The organism is Pseudovibrio sp. Alg231-02 (assembly GCF_900143565.1).
Lineage (GTDB): Bacteria > Pseudomonadota > Alphaproteobacteria > Rhizobiales > Stappiaceae > Pseudovibrio.
On sequence record NZ_FREX01000002.1, the window covers coordinates 447,659 to 463,500 of the forward strand.

The following is a 15,842-nucleotide window of genomic DNA, read 5'->3' on the forward strand; positions in this document are numbered from 1 at the left end:
GGTTTTTCTGATATGTTGCGCACATGAACCTTGGCGCTCAGCTTCGGTTTCCTGTCAACTTCGTCTGAAGAACTATAATAATTCGGGGAGGAGATCTGCGCATGGCGACAGGTCGTGAGGGACAAGTGGAATTTCCAATTCGTACTATCGATAGCTATCTGGATGATACGGTCAAAAATTATGCGCACCGTCCGGCTATCTACTTCATGGGCAAATCAACAAGCTACGGCGAATTGGGAGATTTCGTTGAGCGTGCTGCAGGTGCCCTGCAGGCGATGGGTGTGAAGAAGGGCGACAAGATCGGCCTTTGTCTACCTAACACGCCGTACTACACCATTTTCTATTTTGCGATCATGAAAATTGGCGGTGTCGTCGTCAACTTCAACCCGCTTTATGTTGAGCGCGAAATCGCGTTCCAGGCGCGGGATTCTGGCGCACGCATCATGGTGACCATGGATCTTTCTGTGATCTATGATCGTGTGGAAGCTGTTCGTCAGGAAGGTGCTCTGGACAACATCATTGTATGTCCGATGGCTGACATTCTGCCTCAGCCTAAGAAGCTGTTGTTCCAGCTGTTTAAGCGGAAGGATGTTTCCAACATTCCAGCTGATAAAGCTCACATCCGCTTCAAAGATTTTCTTGCAAAGTCTAAAGGCATTACTCCGGTTGAGATTGAGCCGAAGGAAGATGTGGCGATCCTGCAGTATACCGGTGGTACGACTGGTGTGCCTAAGGGTGCGATGCTGACGCATTACAACATCACGTCAAACATGGAGATGCTGGAAAGCCATTACGGTGGCTTGAAGCGCGGCTACGAGAAGACACTTTGTGTGCTGCCATTCTTCCATGTGTTTGCGATGACTGTTCTGCAGAACCTTTCCATTCTAGGCGCTGCTGAGATGCTGCTTATGCCGCGGTTTGATCTGAAAGAACTGCTTGATCTGGCTGCGAAGAAGAAGCCAACCTTGTTTGCTGCTGTGCCAACGCTTTACACCGCGATCAACAACAGTGAGTTGACGAAGAACTATGACCTGACATCAATCCGCTATTGTATGTCTGGTGGAGCGCCGCTGCCTGTTGAAGTGAAGCAAAAGTTTGAAGCCCTGACAGGCTGCGTTCTGGTGGAAGGCTACGGTCTGACAGAGAGCTCTCCGGTTGCCTCTGCTAACCCGATGGACGGAACTGGCAAAGACGGTTCTATCGGTGTTGTGATGCCGGGAACGACTGTTGAGTTTCGTGATCTGGATGAGCCTGAGAAGATCGTTGCACAAGGCGAAAAAGGTGAGCTTTGCATCATCGGCCCGCAGGTCATGAAGGGTTACTGGAACCGTCCTGATGAGACCGCCAAGACTTTGGAAGGTGGCCGTGTCTTGCACACTGGTGATGTGGGTTACATGGATGATGAGGGTTTCATTTTCCTTGTTGATCGCATCAAGGACCTCATCATCTGCTCTGGTTACAACGTGTATCCGCGTGTGATCGAGGAGGCGCTTTATCAGCATCCGTCCGTTGCTGAGGTTATCGTGATTGCTATTCCAGACGGGTATCGCGGGCAGGCACCGAAGGCGTTTGTGAAGCTGAAGGATGGTCAGAGCGCGACTGCAGAAGAGTTGAAAGACTTCCTGAAGGGGCACATCTCCAAGATTGAGATGCCGAAGGCGATTGAGTTCCGGGAGGAGCTGCCAAAAACTATGGTTGGTAAACTCTCCAAGAAAGAGCTGGTTGAGGAAGAGGCTGCCAAGACACGTAGCACTGAAAACGCCAGCTGATAGCTACTTTGTGACAAAGAAAAGCCCTCGCATTTGCGAGGGCTTTTTGCTTGAGCTTAGCGTTTTCTCTAGTGCGTTTTCGTGGGCGCTGTTCCAGTTGCCACTTTCTTGCCCAGCACAGTCTCGCGGTGCAGAGTGTAAAGGGAAGCTGCGACGATAATTGCGCCGCCGAGATAAGTGGTCCAGAGCGGCCAGATGCCGAAGATTACGACAGAAATGACTGCCGCGTAGACAAGGCGGATATAATCAAACGGTGCAATCACAGAGGCCTCACCAAACTTGAGGGCCTGAATGTTGCTCATCTGAGCACTCCAGCTCACACCTGCCAGCAAGAGCAGCAGGATCGCATCATTTAGGTTGATTGATACCCAATAATAGATGCCGAAGGGGGCCATGATCAGACCCACAAATGTTGCTTGAAAGGTCAAGATCGTGATGGGCTGATCAACCTGAGTGACCTTGCGCAGGATGATGCCTACGAGTGCGGCACAGGCTGAGGCCAGGATCGCCATGAAGCTGTAGATGCTCATTTCCGCGCCGGTGCCAGGCTGGACGATGACCATCACACCGATGAAGCCAAGGATAGTTGCCGAAATTCGGTGAATACCGATAACTTCTTTCAGGAAGAAAACTGCAAAGATCGTGATGAAAAACGTGCGCGCAAAACCAATCACTGTGCTTTCAGCAAGCGGCAGGTGAATGACTGCGGTGAAGCCGAAATACATTGCAGAGGACGCAAGCAGGATGCGGCCCAGGTGAAGCAGTGGAGCCTGTGTTTTGAGCGAACCCGGAAATCCTTTGATAATGATTGGAGCTGAGATCACCAGCATGAAAAACTGGCGCAGCATAAGGATTTGAGTAACGTGTAAGCGGTCGCCGAGCAGCTTGATGATGGTGCTCATGACGGCCATAAGGAATGTTGCCAGAAGGGCCCAGCAGATGCCGCGTGTGTTATTGGACAGGCTTTGCCATTTTGCGGAAAACCTTGTTTTTAACGCAGCAGATGATGAGCTGCCTTCAGGCTCTGCTGAAGGAACAGGCATGTAACTGCTTTCGAAGCTGCCTTGATACGATCAAAACGACCAGACCCGATGTCTGGTGCAAAATGGTGTGCGCCAGGGGGCGGACAACGTAACAAAGATCAGATGGGTGTATGGCTTAGATAACCTAATGTTTGCGGTTTGGTCAAATTCTAAAACAAATTTTAGCTTGAGAGTTTCGACAGTAAGCACGAAGCTGCCGACAACTTAGAGCTCCAAGTACCCTTCCGTAATTTGCTCTAAATAATGCGATAATGACCTTAAGTCACTCTGGAAAATACACCTCTGTGGTGAACCAGAAAACACTTGCAGCCTGAGAAAAGCACTGTACGTTCTCTGCTGATACGTAAAAAGCTGTATTGGGAGGTGCGGTGTTGGGTCGCTCTCCAGATTTTTGAGGTTTTCATGAATCAGGTTGCTACACCGAAGTTTGGAATTGGTGCTCCCGTTCGCCGAAAAGAAGATGCTGCCTTTATTTCTGGCAAGGGTCGTTACACGGATGACCTGAAGGTGGCTGGTGCAGCACATGCCGTTGTTTTGCGGTCTCCTCTCGCGTTCGCGAAGTTCACTTTAGAAGGAGTGGATGAAGCACGGGCTATGGATGGTGTGCAGCTTATTTTGACTGCTGCAGATATTGAAGGAACGAACTCTATCCCATGTAAAGCCGTGCTTCGGCAGCTGGATGGGACGAAGCACTGGGTGCCTCATCGTGAAGTTCTTTGCTCTGATACAGCCCGGTTTGTTGGTGATGCTCTTGCGTTTGTTGTTGCCGATACGGTGGAGCAAGCGCGGGCTGCGATGGAGGCGATTGAGGTTGACTACGAGGATGTTGATCCGGCAATCGGAACTGAAGCAGCTTTAGAAGACGGCGCTCCGCTTGTGTGGCCTGAGCATGGGTCTAATGAGGCCTTTCACATTGGTATGGGTAACAAGGAGGCGATGGAAGAGGCCTTCCAGAAGGCGCATCATGTTACCAAGATCAAGGTGATCAACAACCGTCTGGTGTCCAACGCGATTGAGCCTCGGGCTTGTATTGGCGAGTTTGATGGTGAGAGCGGCAGGTATACGCTGACCACTGGAACGCAGGGCGGTCATGGGATGCGTGATCTGATTGCCAAGAACATACTCAACGTCGACCCTAAAGATATCCGCGTTGTGACACCTGATGTGGGTGGTGGTTTTGGAACCAAGATGTTCACCTATCTTGAATACCCGCTTTGCCTGATTGCCGCAAAACGTCTTGGCCATCCCGTGAAATGGCTTCAGGAGCGTACTGAGCACTTCATGTCTGATGCGCATGGCCGGGATAATGTATCCACGGCTGAGCTTGCGCTTGATGAAAACGGCAAGATGATCGGCCTCAAGGTGCATGTGCTTGCAAATATGGGGGCTTACCTGCACGAATTTGGCCCAGGTATTCCTCAGATCGGCATCACCATGACCCCCGGTCTTTACGATATCCCCGCAACATGGGTGGAAGCGACAGGCGTTTATACCAATACAGTGCCGGTGGATGCGTTCCGAGGGGCAGGGCGTCCGGAAGCGCTTTATCTGATGGAACGGCTGGCAGACAAAGCTGCGCATGAGATGGGTATGGATCCGGCTGAGTTCCGCCGTCAGAGCTTTATCCCCGACGCTGCTTTGCCTTATACGACAGCGCTTGGCCGCATGTATGATACGGGTTCCTTTGGGGCTCACCTGACCAAGGCGCTGGACGAGATTCATTATTCGACGTTTGCGGAGCGTGAAGCGGAGAGCAAGGCAAAAGGTTTGTATCGGGGTGTTGGGCTATCGACCTATGTGGAGGCGTGTGCCTTTGCCGGCGGTGAGGAAGCCAAGCTTGAGCTTAACACAAACGGCAGCGTTACTTTGCTGATTGGAACGCAGAGCAACGGTCAGGGTCACGCCACTGCATATGGCCAAGTCATTGCAGAGCATCTTGGTTTGCAGCTTGATCAGGTTGAGATTGTGCAGGGAGATACGGACCGTGTTGCGACTGGTGGTGGTACCGGTGGATCGCGGTCCATTCCGATTGGAATGCCATCTGTGAAAGCGGCTTCTGAAACGCTGGTTAAGAAGATCAAAGAGATTGCCAGTGAGAAGCTTGAGGTTGGTGTTAGGGATCTGACGTTGGAAGACGGGCAGGTGCGCGTGGTTGGTACCGACCAACAAGTCAGCCTTGTTGATGTGGCTGGTTCGCAACCGGAGACCTTGAGTGCAGCGGAAAAAGTCATGCAGGATGAATGTACTTATCCCAATGGCACGCATGTGTGTGAGGTGGAGATTGATCCGGAAACGGGCAAGACAGACGTGGTCAGTTATGTGATCGTGGATGATTTTGGCGTGACGGTGAATCCGATGCTTTTGGCTGGTCAGGTGCATGGTGGTGCGGGGCAGGCGATCTCGCAGGCGCTTTGTGAGAACACGGTTTATGATGAAACCGGGCAGCTGCTGTCAGCATCCTTCATGGACTATCATGTTGCACGTGCTGATGATTTGCCAAATTTCGACTTCTCGACGAGCAACGTTCCTTCCACGACAAATGCGATGGGCATCAAAGGGGCTGGTGAGGCTGGTTCTATTGGAGCGGCGCCGGCGGTGATGAATGCTGTGCAGTATGCGCTGCGTAAGAATGCAGGTGTTGAGCATATAGATATGCCCGCGACGCCGGTTGCTGTCTGGAGCGCTATTCAGGACGCTCAGAATTAAGCTATCAAGATCGTAAAGCTTGAAAAGAGATCGTGCAGGCGGGCTGGTGTCCCGCCTGTTTTCGTAGGTATCAGAACGCTTTGAAGGTGATGATGGTTCTGGTGTCCTGGATGCCTTCGAAGACCTGAACCTTGTTTGCAACGAAGTGTCCGATGTCTTCGTTATCATCGATGTAGAACTTGGCCAGCAGGTCGAAATCCCCGGAGGTGGAGTAGATCTCGGAGGCGACTTCTGCGTCTGCGATGGCGTTGGCAACCTGATAGGTTTTTCCGAGCTGGCATTTGATCTGTACAAAGAACGGAATCATAAATCTGCTATCCTTCTGTCCCGAAAGGCTGATTTGTCTTTCAGGGATGCGCTCAAATTTGAGTTTGCGTTGTTTTGTGAGCATTTTGCGTTGAAGCTGCGTTTTTTTGCAAGCTTTTGCGTTTTTTAAGCGAAATCTACCCCCAGTTGCCTTTTGTCGCTGCCTCTCGTTTCCGCTTGCAGTTCGCTCTCTTGTTTGCTAGCAAAAAATTCTAACCAATGGGGGTGCTCGGAAGTGACTGACGGGCTGAGAGGCGCAAAGCCAACTCCTAGAACCTGATCCGGATTGTGCCGGCGGAGGGAATTGGGATGAGTACCAAGGTAATCGTTCCCGCCGTAATCTATAGGGGAGCGAAAACAAATGTCCTACACAAGTGAAAATCTCTGGGAAGTCTTTGAGAGCGTGCGTGAGCGTGGGGTTCGGGTTCATTGCCTGACGAACTCTGTTGCGCAGAGCCTTACCGCGAACATCATGTTGGCTTGTAACATCGTGCCGTCTATGACAGCAGCCCATGATGAAATTCCTGCATTCATCGAGAGTGTTGACGGGTTGCTCCTCAATCTTGGTACGCTGGATGGAAAACGGCGGCATGGTATTCGGCTTGGGCTTGAAGGGGCTGCCAAAAAATCTATGCCCGTGGTGCTGGACCCGGTTAAAGTAGATCGCTCAGACATTCGCATGGAGTTTGCGAAAGATATTCTGAAAGAGAATGTTTCGATCCTTAAAGCAAACATGACTGAGAGCGCTGGGCTGAGTGGAGCTGTCACCGAGAACACACTGATTGTGCGCACTGGTATTGAAGACGCTGTGTTTGGCCGGGAGACAACCTACACCGTGGGCAATGGACATGCTTATATGGACAAGGTGACTGGCATTGGCTGTGCGCTGGGCGGTGTGCTGGCTGGTTTCGCCGCTACCGAGCCAGATAAGGAACTTGCCGTGCTTGCTGCGCTTGCTGTCTATGGTGTATGCGGCGAGATTGCCGCAGAGCAGGCGAACGGACCGGGAAGCTTCACTCCAGCTTTCATCGATACCCTTTATGGCTTGAAGGCTGACCAGTTCAACGAGCGTCTCAAGCTCGAAACAATGAATAATAAAGGTGGGGTATTGGCCTAATGAGTGCGATTGCAGTCACAATTGCAGGGTCGGATTCCGGTGGTGGTGCCGGAATTCAAGCAGACCTGAAGGCCTTTTCGGCTCGTGGGGTCTATGGGGCTAGTGTCATCACTGCACTGACGGCCCAAAATACCAAAGGTGTGACAGGTATTCATGATGTGCCGCCAGCATTTGTGGCGGAGCAGATGGATGCTGTTTTTTCTGACCTGAAGGTGGATGCCGTGAAAATCGGCATGCTTTCACAGCCAGAGATTATCGCTGTTATTGCCACAAAGCTGGCGGAATATAATGTTAAGCGCGTCATCCTTGATCCGGTGATGGTTGCAACTTCTGGTGATGTTTTGTTGCAAAACTCCGCCGTTTCGGTCCTGAAGCAGAAGCTGTTTCCCATGGCGGCGTTGATTACGCCGAATATGCAGGAAGCGGCCTTTTTGCTGGACCAGCCGGTAGCCGAAACCCGTGAAGACATGCACAGACAAGCGTTACTGCTGCTGGACATGGGTGCTAACGGGGTCCTGCTGAAAGGCGGACACGGATCTGATGATACCTGTGATGATCTCTTCCTCTCCCGCGATGTGGAGAGGTGGTATACGGCGCCAAGACATAAAACGCAGAACACACATGGGACTGGCTGTACCCTGTCCTCTGCGATTGCGGCGGAACTGGCCAAGGGGTTGGCGCTGCAAGATGCCATTGGCGAAGCGAAAGAATATATTAGTCAGGCGATCAAAGCTGCGGATACGCTTGACGTAGGCGAGGGACATGGGCCTGTGCACCATTTCCATGAATTCTGGTCTGAATAAAAGGCGGAGATAATGACCAAGAACAAAGAAAACAATCTGACCCGCCGTCAGGCGCTGGGGCTAACTGCTGGGGCGGTTGCCGGTAGCGCTGCACTTGCTGCACCTGCACTGGCTCAGGATGCTGATCCGGTGATCGAATGGCGCATGGTGACCAGCTGGCCCAAGAACCTGCCGGGCCCAGGCATGTCTGCGCAACGCATTTGTGATCGCATCAACATTATGAGTAATGGTCGGATGCGTGTGCGCCTGTTTGCTGCAGGTGAGCTGGTTCCGGCTTTTGAGGTGTTTGACGCTGTTTCAAGCGGCACTGCACAGATGGGCCATTCAGTTGCTTTGTACTGGGCTGGCAAGATGCCGGGTTCGGTGTTTTTTACGACTGTTCCTTTCGGTCTGCTGCCTCAGGAGCACACTGCCTGGGTGGACCAGATGGGTGGACAGGAACTTTGGGATGAGCTTTATGCGCCGTTTGGTGTGAAGCCGTTTATGGCTGGTAATGCTGGCCCAACCATGGCGGGCTGGTATCGTGAGCCTGTTGAGACGCTGGATGACCTGAAAGGGCGCAAACTGCGCATGGTAGGTCTTGGTGGTGAAATCATGCGCAAGCTTGGTGTTACTCCGGTCAACATTCCAGCCTCCGAGATTTTCACCAGTCTGCAAACGCGTGTGGTGGATGGTGTAGAGTTTCTCGGTCCATGGACGGACAGTGCGCTGGGCTTCCATAAACTGGTCAAATACTACTACGGTCCGGGCTTTAATAAGCCAAACGGCACCGGCGAGGCAATTGTGAATGCGGTTGCTTTGGAAGGTTTGCCAGCTGAGCTTCAGGCGGTGGTTGAAGAGGCCTGCCGTGTAGAAGCTGACTTGGCGCTTTCTGAGGCCAATGCGCAGAATGCAGCGAGCCTTAAGGTGCTGCAGGAAGAGCATGGGGTAGAGATTCGCGAATTCCCGGAAGAGGTTCTTGCAGCATTGAAGGAAACCAGTGTTGAGGTGCTGGATATCTATACCCAGAAAGACAAAACAGCTCGTAAGATTTATGAGAGTTACATAGAAGCGCAGGAGCTTCTGGCGGGGTGGAGCGCTCTTTCACTGGGCAAAAACATCTCTGCAAGAAGTTAACTGGCAGATCAAATCGCGTTTGAAGGGCCCTCCATTTGGAGGGCCTTTTGTTATGCGGACGTTTTGTCACAGAAAATGTTTCAGTGTACCTGCCTGAAATGCGAATAACCAAGTGATTGTAAGTGAGCTGGGCATTGTTGTTTTATGAAGTCGACGCCTCATACCTTTAAATATGCCAGTGCAATTACTCTTTAATATTTTCAATCATGAGGAAGAGAGCCGAATCAATAAGTAACTCGTAGGTTGATCATGGCACTGCTTGAATGTTTTCTTGAGAACAGAAAGTACCGTGCATGTCCAGATATTTACCCATTACGATCGCTAGCCTTTCTTCCTTGCTGATTGCGTCTGATGCATTTGCCGGTGCTTTTGCTGTTCGTGAGCAATCTGCGTGGTATCAGGGGCTCTCCTTTGCGGGAAATGCAACTGTCTCTAAAAGCCTCTCCAGTATGTACTGGAACCCGGCGACCATGACTGGTCATGATGGGGTGCAGGTGGAAACTTCGCAGACATTTGTGTTCCCACGTGCAACGATTGATCTGGATACGGCGACGATTGATGCGCTGAGCATTCCTGTAACCGGCGTGCCATATTCCTCAGGTGACATTGGCGTGGATGCCTGGGTGCCAGCAGGATATGGCACTTGGAAGATTAATGACCGCCTTACTCTTGGCGTCAGTTCCAATGCACCTTATGGCTTTGAAACCAAACCTCAAATTGAATGGGCGGGGCAGGTCTATGCGCGGTCTTCCCGTGTGCTTTCTGTCAATGTTACGCCGATGGCGGCTTATGAAGTCACCGAAAAATTCTCTGTTGGGGTTGGGTGGCAGCTTCAATATTTGCAAGTGAGGCTGAAGTCTGCGACGGGTGTTCCGCCAATTGCTGCGAATTCACCAACTGCGGAACTGCGCGGCGAAGACTACAATCTCGGATTTGGGGCAACCCTTGGAGCTCTTTTTAAGCCGTGGGAAGGCACTCAGCTTGGTATTGGGTATCGCTCGCCCATTGAGCACAACCTTAAGGGGCGGCTTGTGGTCGGTGGTGGCACGCCAACTCCAATTCGTTCCAACATCATTATGCCAGAGACTGTGACAGTTTCCTTCCAGCAGGTATTGAATGAGCGCTGGCGCGGGATGGGTACGTTTGAATGGACGCATTGGTCACGGTTTAGCACCTTCCCGGTGTTCAATCTGCAGGATCAGGTGGTTTCCGAGTTACCGTTCCAATACAACGACGGCTACTTCATCTCGCTTGGTACGGAGTATGATTTCACTCAGAACATCACTGGTCGATTTGGGCTGGCTTATGAGTGGTCTCCAATTGACGAAGCGAACCGGACACCGCGACTGCCTGATTCAAACCGGTTCTGGCTGAGTGCCGGGGTGAGTTACTTCTACGAGGACTGGCTGGAAGTTGATTTTGGCTACTCGCATATTTTTCCAGAAAGCTCAAACATCAACATCAATCCGGACCACCCGTTCTATGAGGGCATTACCATTCAAGGGCCGGTCAATGACACCAATGTTGACATCATCAGCTTTGGTGCACGTTTGAAGTTCTAAAGCAGTTCGCATTTAAGCTGAATTACCTGAACTGCTTTAGCCTTTGTTTTGCGTATCTTTATCCGAAAACCGGTTTCCACTTTTCGGAGATACGCTGTAGGACACTGCAAAAGCTAAATTGATTTGCCTCCCTGCAGAGCGACTGCGGGGAGGCTTGTCGTTTTTAAAAAGCGCTTGGGTAGAGGCCGCCGTCGAGCAAGAGGTTCTGGCCTGTGATGTATCCAGCATGGGCTGAGCACATGAAGGCGCAGGCTTTGCCGAATTCTTCCGGATTGCCGAGGCGCCTTGCAGGGATCTCTTCTGAAGACAGGCGTTTGGCTTCTTCAATGGTGATGCCGGTCTGCTCTGCCTGACGCTCGAAGCCACCTTTCAGGCGGTCGGTGTCGAACTTGCCGGGCAGTACATTGTTGATGGTGACATTGTGCTGGGCGTATTGGCGGCAGACGCCTGCCAGGAATGCAGTAAGACCTGCACGGGCACCACTGGACAGGTCCAGCCCTTCAATTGGCATCTTCACAGACATGGAGGTTATGTTGACGATGCGGCCAAAACGGCGCTCTGCCATGCCATCAATGACTGCTTTGATCAGTTCGATCGGGGTGATCATGTTCTGGATGACACCGTCCTGAATCGCCTGACGATCCAGCTCTTTGAAGTCTTTGCGTGGCGGGCCGCCGTTGTTGTTGACGAGAATGTCCGGGTTTGGGCACGCTTTGAGAACGGCTTGCTGGCCTTCTGGTGAGGAGATATCTGCTGCCACGGGAATGACTGAGATGTTGTGTTGTGCTGCCAGTTCGCTCGCGATTTGGTCTAGTCGTTGCTCGTTGCGTCCGTTGATTACGAGATCACATCCAGCCTCTGCCAGTGCTTTTGCTGTTCCCAAACCCAGCCCGCGGCTGGATGCGCAGACAATGGCTTTGCGCCCCTCAATACCCAAGTGCATTTCAACATCCTAATGAATCGGTGAATTGTGAAGGGCAGCCTACATTCTCAGAAAGGTTTGAGCCAGTCAGGATCAAGCTTAGCAAGCAAATAGAATATTCACTTGAATTGCAGGCACTTGATTTTCTCTCCCCTAATAAACGGGGAGTAATGTTACTTGAGGTTCAAGCAAGAAGCTGACAGGTTTGAGTATATGCATCCTGTCATATTTGTTTCTTGTGAATCAATTTAAAGGAAAGAAGGTTTTCTTATTCCGGAGGCTTTGTGGTGACCGGGGATTCTACTAGTAAAAAATACAGAAGCTTGTTTTTGTCTGATGTGCATCTGGGCACACGCGGATGTCAGGCTGATCTCTTACTGGACTTTTTGAAGCAAAACGACGCTGACACGGTTTATCTTGTCGGCGACATTATTGATGGCTGGCGGCTGAAACGGTCCTGGTATTGGCCTCAACTGCATAATGATGTGGTGCAGAAGCTCTTGCGCAAAGGCCGCAAAGGGGCACGGATCGTTTACATTCCCGGCAATCATGATGAGTTCCTGCGGGATTTCTTCGGCATCCACTTTGGGGGTGTCGAGGTTGTTGATCAAGTCATTCATGAAGGGGCCAATGGCAAGAGGTATCTTGTCATTCACGGTGACCAGTTTGATGTGGTGGTGCGCCATGCAAAGTGGTTGGCCTTCTTTGGTGACTGGGCTTATGTGAGTGCGCTCAATCTCAATACAGTGCTGAATTATTGCCGCCGTAAGCTGGGGCTGACCTACTGGAGCCTTTCTGCGTGGGCGAAGCTGAAGGTAAAGAACGCCGTCAACTTCATTGGCAAGTTTGAGGAAACACTGGTCTCAGAAGCGCAGCGTCAGAAGGTGGATGGGGTGATCTGCGGTCATATCCATCATGCGGCTGATCATGAGACCAACGGCATCCATTACATCAATACTGGTGATTGGGTGGAGAGTTGCACTGCCGTTGCCGAGAACTTTGATGGAACGTTTGAGGTTATTCATTGGGGCGATGGCAAACGAGGCGAGAGTGAGCCTACCAGCGAGAGTTCTGACGGACGGGTGGCGGCATGAGCTCGATCCTGATTGTCACCGATGCGTGGAAGCCTCAGATCAACGGCGTTGTGCGGACGCTGGAGCGACTTTCAGTTGAACTGCGCTCTATGGGTATTCGGGTTGAGTTTCTGACACCGCAATCGTTCCATAGCATTCCGATGCCGTCTTATGGCGAGATCCGGCTGAGCCTGACACTTCCACATATCGTGCGTGGGTTTATTGAGAAGTACGACTGCGATCATCTGCATATCGCGACCGAAGGACCGTTGGGCCTTATGGCAAGGCAGGTGGCAAAGCGAGACGGGCATGTCTTCACCACCAGCTATCACACGCGCTTTCCTGAGTATTTGCAAGCACGTTATCCGGTTCCGCTGTCCTTCAGCTATTCCTGGCTGCGCCGTTTTCATAACAGCGGGCAGGGGTGCATGGTTGCGACGAGTACATTGGAAGCTGACTTGCGTGTGCGTGGGTTTGACAATCTGCTGCGATGGTCGCGCGGGGTGGATCATCAGCGGTTCCGGCCAATGCGGACCAGCCTGCTGGATCATCTGCCGGGGCCGCGGTTTTTATATGTGGGACGTGTGGCGGTTGAGAAGAACATCGAGGCATTTTTGCAGCTTAACTTGCCGGGAACCAAGGTGGTTGTTGGTGGTGGTCCGCAGTTGGAAGAGCTCAAGGTTGCTTATCCGGAGGTGTTGTTTACCGGGCCTGTCGTCGGTGATGAGCTGATTGAGTATTATGCAAACTCGGATGTATTTGTGTTTCCGAGCCAGACCGACACATTTGGCAATGTGCTGCTGGAAGCCCTTGCTTGCGGGACGCCGGTGGCGGCCTTTCCTGTGATGGGGCCGATTGATGTGATTGGCAACAGTGGGGCAGGTGTACTGAAGAATGATCTTCAGGCGGCAGCACTGGAAGCGCTGGAGGTTTCGCGGGATCATTGCCGGGATGTTGCCCTGCGATTTACGTGGCGGGCAAGTGCCGAGCAGTTTCTGGCTAATGCTGAATATGCCTATGATCCTGCATTTACTGCAGGATTCCGGCAGGACCTGTATGCGGGCAAAGGCTCTGTTGGAAATCACCTGAATGGTTGAGTGGATCTCCTTGAGCTGTGATCAGAATATCTGAAACCCTCGTAGATTTGCGTGCTATACAGGGCGGCATATTGCTGTTGCCGAGGTTCTTATGGTTTTAGATGTTTCCAGTCCAGTCGAACTCACTTTTTCCGAAATTGAAAAAGCAAGAACAAGGCTACAAGGCTATGCCAGCCTGACACCGCTTCTGAACTTTCCGGTGTTGGATGAGCAGGTGAATGGCCGTGTCTTTATTAAAGCCGAAAATCTGCAGCGCACCGGGTCTTTCAAGTTTCGAGGCGCGTTCAATCGCCTTTCTCTGATCTCGCAGGAACAGCGACCCGCTGGTGTGGTTGCGTGTTCTTCCGGCAACCATGCGCAGGGCGTTGCAGCTGCTGCGAAGATCCTTGGTTTTCCGGCGGTGATTGTGATGCCTGAGGATGCGCCTCAGCTGAAGATCCAGCGGACGAAAGCGCTGGGGGCGGAGGTTGTGCTTTACGATCGTGAGAGCGAGGACCGTGAGGCGATTGCCCGTGGTCTTTGTGAGGAGCGCGGTGCGACGTTCATTCATCCTTACAATGACAGTGGTGTGATTGTGGGACAGGGTACGACCGGGCTTGAAATTGCAGAGCAATGTGAGGTTCTGGGTGTCACGCCTGATGTGTTGATCAGCTGTACAGGTGGCGGTGGTCTGACCAGCGGTATTGCACTGGCGCTGGAAACGAGTCTGCCTGAGTGTCAGATTTACACGGCAGAGCCTGCTGGTTTTGATGATTATGCGCGCTCACTTGAAGCTGGGACACGTGTTCGCAATGCTGCTCTGGGTGGTTCTGTGTGCGATGCGGTGCTGACTGAGATGCCGGGGGACAAAGGCTTTTCAGTATTGAGCAGGCGTCAGGCAAAAGGTCTGCGTGTCACAGATGACGAGGCGATGAAAGCGGTTGCCTTTGCTTATTTTGAACTGAAGCTGGTTGTTGAACCGGGTGCAGCTGTTGCTTTGGCTTCTGTGTTGTCTGGCAAGATTGACATTTCCGGGAAGACGGCAGTGATCACGATCTCCGGTGGCAATGTGGATCCTGCTGTCTTCGAGAAGGCATTGAAGCAGTACTCTGCAGAGAAAACACCTGCATAAGAAAAAAGCCGTTTGCGCTGAAAAGGAGGCAAACGGCTTTCGAAATTCTGGTTTTCTGTCTCAATCACGAGAAGAGTGCGAGGCGCTCACCTGTTGAGAGGTGATGGAGCGGGTCGGAATTGCTGCCTCTTGGGGAGGTGAGCGGAGGAGACTGCCCCTCGATTTCGATTGGTGCATCGTCCTGCTCTGTCGCGGTGTCCGTCTCGACTGGCGTATCGTCGTTTGTGACGATGAGGTCGTCGTCCTCGATCAACGCGACCTGAGGCGTTTCAACAGCGTTCAGCTCGTCTTCCACATCATCAAGCTCAAAGATTTCAGCAGGTTCCTCGGCAGGCTCTTCTGCTTTGTCCTCTTCCTGAGGGGCTGCTTCTGCTCGTGTTTCAGCAGCAAACTGAACGACGTTTTCGTTCAGTGCTTCTTCGGTCGAGGCAGGTGTTGTGTCAAACATTGCATCGATGTCTGCCTGATCAACGCCTGCACCATCCATTTGCGGGCCGTTGAGCAAGTGGGCGTCCGGGCGCTTGTCGATGTGACGATCATCTTCATCACGTGGCTCATCTAAATTGATTTCCGGGCGATCTTCATCAGCCAAGTTTACACCCCAGATGCGGATCATCTTGGAGATGCGGCCTTCAAGGTAATGAAGGGCCTTTACCACTTTGTTGATGCGCTGCCCTGTCAGATCCTGGAAGGAACACGCCATCAGAATTTCCATGGCCATTTCTTCAATGGCATCACATGGGGCATCTTCTGCGCCGGACGCACGGAGCTTGTCCACCAAATCCTGAATAGCTTCGGAGGACTCCAAAATGACCTGTGTTGCGCTTTCTGTGGATGTGACGATTGCATCTAGCTCGTCAGAAGCGGCTGAAAAGCGATTATTGTCGGCATTTTCCAGCTTGATCTTTGAGATTTCGTCCTTCGTTCGCTCAATTGCCTCATACATTTCATAGGTGTGCAGGCGATATGTTTCCATCTCAGATGGCAGTTCGCGCTCAACCAATGTTTTTTCAAGTCGTCGAACAGCTTCCAGAAGGTCTGCTGTTTCGGCGGATCTGTTTAGTGTGAGGTGATCATGAAGGAAAGCACGGCCTCTATCAGTCTCAGAGAGTGCGCTTTTGATGGCATCAAATTCCTCGGGGCTCAAAAGGACCTTTCGGTTGTTGCCAGCCATAAGTGGCTCCTTCATAACTAACTAAGATAATACTACAAGTTTA

13 protein-coding genes and 1 riboswitch are annotated in these 15,842 nt (G+C 51.9%); of the genes, 9 read left to right on the forward strand and 4 right to left on the reverse strand.

Annotated features, from left to right (window positions below; all coding sequences use genetic code 11):
- Nucleotides 1–101 precede the first annotated feature (101 nt).
- Complete coding sequence (locus tag DHN43_RS07590; RefSeq protein WP_063300935.1) at nt 102–1,769, forward strand: long-chain-fatty-acid--CoA ligase; 1,668 nt, start codon at nt 102–104, stop codon at nt 1,767–1,769.
- A 68-nt stretch (nt 1,770–1,837) separates the two neighbouring features.
- Here the strand turns inward: DHN43_RS07590 and DHN43_RS07595 are convergent, their stop codons facing one another.
- Nucleotides 1,838–2,812, reverse strand: coding sequence for a DMT family transporter (locus DHN43_RS07595; protein WP_108818221.1), 975 nt, complete (start codon nt 2,810–2,812; stop codon nt 1,838–1,840).
- 402 nt (nt 2,813–3,214) lie between these two features.
- On the opposite strand from DHN43_RS07595, the gene DHN43_RS07600 reads away from it, so the two are divergent.
- Entirely contained in the window at nt 3,215–5,518 is a 2,304-nt protein-coding gene (locus tag DHN43_RS07600; protein ID WP_108818440.1) for a xanthine dehydrogenase family protein molybdopterin-binding subunit, read from the forward strand.
- Between the two features lie 70 nt (nt 5,519–5,588).
- Here DHN43_RS07600 and DHN43_RS07605 read toward each other — a convergent pair whose 3' ends face one another.
- Nucleotides 5,589–5,825 (reverse strand): Lrp/AsnC ligand binding domain-containing protein, encoded by a 237-nt coding sequence (locus DHN43_RS07605; RefSeq protein WP_057462693.1) that lies wholly within the window; start codon nt 5,823–5,825, stop codon nt 5,589–5,591.
- Between the two features lie 210 nt (nt 5,826–6,035).
- A riboswitch (TPP riboswitch) is annotated at nt 6,036–6,144 on the forward strand.
- A 41-nt stretch (nt 6,145–6,185) separates the two neighbouring features.
- Between DHN43_RS07605 and DHN43_RS07610 the strand changes: the two genes are divergently transcribed.
- From DHN43_RS07610 to DHN43_RS07625, 4 genes are all read left to right on the forward strand, one after another.
- A complete protein-coding gene (locus DHN43_RS07610) occupies nt 6,186–6,941 on the forward strand; it encodes a hydroxyethylthiazole kinase (protein ID WP_063319411.1) in 756 nt (251 codons plus the stop codon).
- Nucleotides 6,941–7,744 carry a bifunctional hydroxymethylpyrimidine kinase/phosphomethylpyrimidine kinase gene (thiD, locus tag DHN43_RS07615; RefSeq protein WP_108818222.1) on the forward strand — a complete coding sequence of 268 codons (804 nt, stop codon included), beginning with the start codon at nt 6,941–6,943 and terminating at the stop codon, nt 7,742–7,744. Before DHN43_RS07610 ends, thiD begins: the two co-directional genes overlap by 1 nt.
- A 12-nt stretch (nt 7,745–7,756) precedes the next feature.
- Nucleotides 7,757–8,860 (forward strand): TRAP transporter substrate-binding protein, encoded by a 1,104-nt coding sequence (locus DHN43_RS07620; RefSeq protein ID WP_063289640.1) that lies wholly within the window; start codon nt 7,757–7,759, stop codon nt 8,858–8,860.
- Between the two features lie 293 nt (nt 8,861–9,153).
- Nucleotides 9,154–10,422, forward strand: a complete 1,269-nt coding sequence (locus DHN43_RS07625; RefSeq protein ID WP_057462662.1) for an OmpP1/FadL family transporter — start codon at nt 9,154–9,156, stop codon at nt 10,420–10,422.
- 163 nt (nt 10,423–10,585) lie between these two features.
- Here the strand turns inward: DHN43_RS07625 and DHN43_RS07630 are convergent, their stop codons facing one another.
- Nucleotides 10,586–11,365 carry an SDR family oxidoreductase gene (locus tag DHN43_RS07630; RefSeq protein ID WP_108818223.1) on the reverse strand — a complete coding sequence of 260 codons (780 nt, stop codon included), beginning with the start codon at nt 11,363–11,365 and terminating at the stop codon, nt 10,586–10,588.
- Nucleotides 11,366–11,667: 302 nt separating this feature from the next.
- On the opposite strand from DHN43_RS07630, the gene DHN43_RS07635 reads away from it, so the two are divergent.
- From DHN43_RS07635 to DHN43_RS07645, 3 genes are all read left to right on the forward strand, one after another.
- Nucleotides 11,668–12,438: a UDP-2,3-diacylglucosamine diphosphatase gene (locus DHN43_RS07635; protein WP_208995125.1), complete on the forward strand. Its 771-nt coding sequence runs from the start codon at nt 11,668–11,670 to the stop codon at nt 12,436–12,438.
- Nucleotides 12,435–13,514 carry a glycosyltransferase family 4 protein gene (locus DHN43_RS07640; protein ID WP_108818225.1) on the forward strand — a complete coding sequence of 360 codons (1,080 nt, stop codon included), beginning with the start codon at nt 12,435–12,437 and terminating at the stop codon, nt 13,512–13,514. Before DHN43_RS07635 ends, DHN43_RS07640 begins: the two co-directional genes overlap by 4 nt.
- Before the next feature lie 91 nt (nt 13,515–13,605).
- On the forward strand, nt 13,606–14,625 hold the full coding sequence (locus DHN43_RS07645) for a threonine ammonia-lyase (protein ID WP_108818226.1): 1,020 nt from the start codon (nt 13,606–13,608) through the stop codon (nt 14,623–14,625).
- Between the two features lie 64 nt (nt 14,626–14,689).
- Here DHN43_RS07645 and DHN43_RS07650 read toward each other — a convergent pair whose 3' ends face one another.
- Complete coding sequence (locus DHN43_RS07650; RefSeq protein WP_208995025.1) at nt 14,690–15,799, reverse strand: protein phosphatase CheZ; 1,110 nt, start codon at nt 15,797–15,799, stop codon at nt 14,690–14,692.
- Nucleotides 15,800–15,842: the final 43 nt, after the last annotated feature.